Here is a 2,363-nt window from a genome sequence, read left to right as displayed (position 1 = left end):
AGCCGGCCAGCAACCGGCTCCGAGCAACCCCGCCAGGCCATGTGAAAAATCGAGGCTAACACCAATACCGTTTACTTAAGATTACATGGTTGTTATTCTGAGGCGGTGCCACGGGCTGGGTGGGTGAAGCCGCAGAGTGATCAGCGGTTGTCTGATCACATCTCGTTGGGCGTGTTGACCAGGGTATTTCCGCCGGAGCTGATCGATGAGGTGCTCTTCGAGTGTGGCCGGGTGGAGGTGCGCCACCGGTTGTTGCCGGCGCGGGTGGTCGTCTATTACGTGCTTGGCCTGGCGTTGTTTTCGACGTCCTCCTACGAGGAGGTGATGCGGATGCTGGTGGCTGGTCTTTCGTGGGCATCGGGCTGGTCGCAGCAGTGGTCGGTGCCGACGAAGGCCGCGTTGTTTCAGGCGCGCAAGCGGCTGGGCTCCGAACCGTTGCGGGCATTGTTTGATAAGGCGGTGGTGCCGTTGGCTGATTCCCAGGTGGCGGGTGGTTTCTATCGGTCGTGGCGGTTGATGAGCATCGACGGGTTTTGCCTGGATGCCGCCGATACCGAGGCCAACGTCGAGTGGTTCGGCCGGCCGGCATCCTCGCGGGGGGAGGGCCGAGGTGGGGCGTTTCCGCAGGTCCGGGTCCTGGGGCTGGCCGAGTGTGGGTCGCACACGATCATCGATGCCGCAGTCGGCCCGTATCGGCAGGGTGAGCAGACGCTGGCCGAGTCGGTGTTGCGCTCGCTGTTGCCGGGCATGCTGCTGCTGGCCGATCGCGGATTTTTCAGCTACTCGCTGTGGGCCAAGGCGGCCGGCACCGGTGCCGAGCTGCTGTGGCGGGTCAAGTCCAATGCCGTCCTACCGGTCGAACAACGCTACAGCGATGGCTCTTTTGCATCCCACATCTACCCGGGGACCAAAGCGCGCCGTACCCACACCGAGGGCATCAAGGTGCGGGTCATCGAATACACGCTCGCGGCCGAGCAGGACACCGACGATGGCCCCGCTGAGCGCACCTACCGGTTGATCACCAGCATTACCGATCCGGGCGCCGCCCCCGCCGCCGAACTCGCTCAGCTCTACACCCAGCGCTGGGAGATCGAGACCGCCTTCGACGAACTTAAGACCCACCAGCGCGGCCCGGGCCTGGTGCTGCGGTCCAAGTTGCCCGACGGGGTGATCCAGGAGGTTTACGGCTACTTGTGCGTGCACTACGCGATCCGCTGGCTGATGCATTCGGCGGCAACTGATTACGGACACGATCCAGACAGGCTGTCTTTCATCCGATCACTTCGGGCAGCTCGCAGAACCACCGCCAGCCACCCGGGTTTTTCCCCCTGAGGCCATCGCCAACGCGCACACCTGTGTCACCGCCGAAATTCTCCACGAACTGCTACCTGCGCGCCGCCCCCGCGCCAATCCCCGCGTCGTCAAACGCAAAATGTCGAGCTACCAGCTCAAACACACTCATCACCGCAACGCGCCAACCACCCACCGCCACGTCATCGTAAACCCTTAAGTAAACGGTATTGGGCTTAGCCCGGATTTTGCAGTAGTTGTGGGCGACACGGCGTGTAGATAACGGAAAGCCCTTCTGTTGCAAGGGAAACTGTAGTTGCTAACCGTAACAGTTCCAACAGCAGAAGGGCACTTCCGAGGTGAAGACTACAGCTGGCCGTCCGGGTCTGGTGGTAACTACAGGCGGACGGGGTGTCGTGGCGCACGCGGGCACGCGATTGTTGTGCGAGCTGGCCGACGGGCTGGGACTGACTGAGGGGTTGTCAGCGGCGATGGCACCGACGAAGAAGCGTCGCCGCGGCCATGACCGGGGCCGGGTGCTGACCGACCTGGCGGTGGCTATCGGCGACGGCGCGACGGCGATCAGCGACCTGCGGGTGCTGGCTGATCAGCCCGATCTGTTCGGTCAGGTGGCTTCGGTGGCGACGGCATGGCGAACCTTGGAGGCCGTCGACACCGACGCGTTGGCCCGCATCCAAACCGCCCGCGCCGCCGCGCGTGCCGCGGCCTGGGCAACCGGGGCCGATCCGGGCTGGTATGTCATCGATATCGACGGGGTACTCATCGAGGCCGATTCCGACAAGCAATATGCGGCGCCGACCTATAAGCGCGGGTTCGGGTTTTATCCGCTGTTGGCGGTCCTGGACGCCACTGGGGAGGCGCTGGCCGGGCTGCTACGGCCGGGCAATGCGGGTTCGGGTACTGCCGGCGACCACCTCACCGTGTTGGAGGCGGCGCTGGCGCAGCTGCCGGTGGACCCCGCGCACCAGCAGGTCATCTGTCGCACCGACGCCGGGGGCACTAGCCCTTCAGTAAGCGTGTCGGCAGGGTAGAAATAGGCAAAGGCCTTATCC

2 protein-coding genes are annotated in these 2,363 nt (G+C 64.2%); both read left to right on the top strand.

The window, feature by feature from the left end:
* Positions 1-105: 105 nt before the first annotated feature.
* Positions 106-1,332 (top strand): IS4 family transposase, encoded by a 1,227-nt coding sequence (locus tag F6Q13_RS17115; RefSeq protein WP_293059103.1) that lies wholly within the window; start codon positions 106-108, stop codon positions 1,330-1,332.
* 317 nt (positions 1,333-1,649) lie between these two features.
* Entirely contained in the window at positions 1,650-2,342 is a 693-nt protein-coding gene (locus tag F6Q13_RS17110) for a transposase (RefSeq protein ID WP_367141350.1), read from the top strand.
* Positions 2,343-2,363 lie beyond the last annotated feature (21 nt).

Source organism: Mycobacterium sp., assembly GCF_008709575.1.
Taxonomy (GTDB): domain Bacteria; phylum Actinomycetota; class Actinomycetes; order Mycobacteriales; family Mycobacteriaceae; genus Mycobacterium.
The sequence above is the reverse complement of the archived record's forward strand: the minus strand, read 5'-3'. Positions and strand labels throughout refer to the sequence as shown.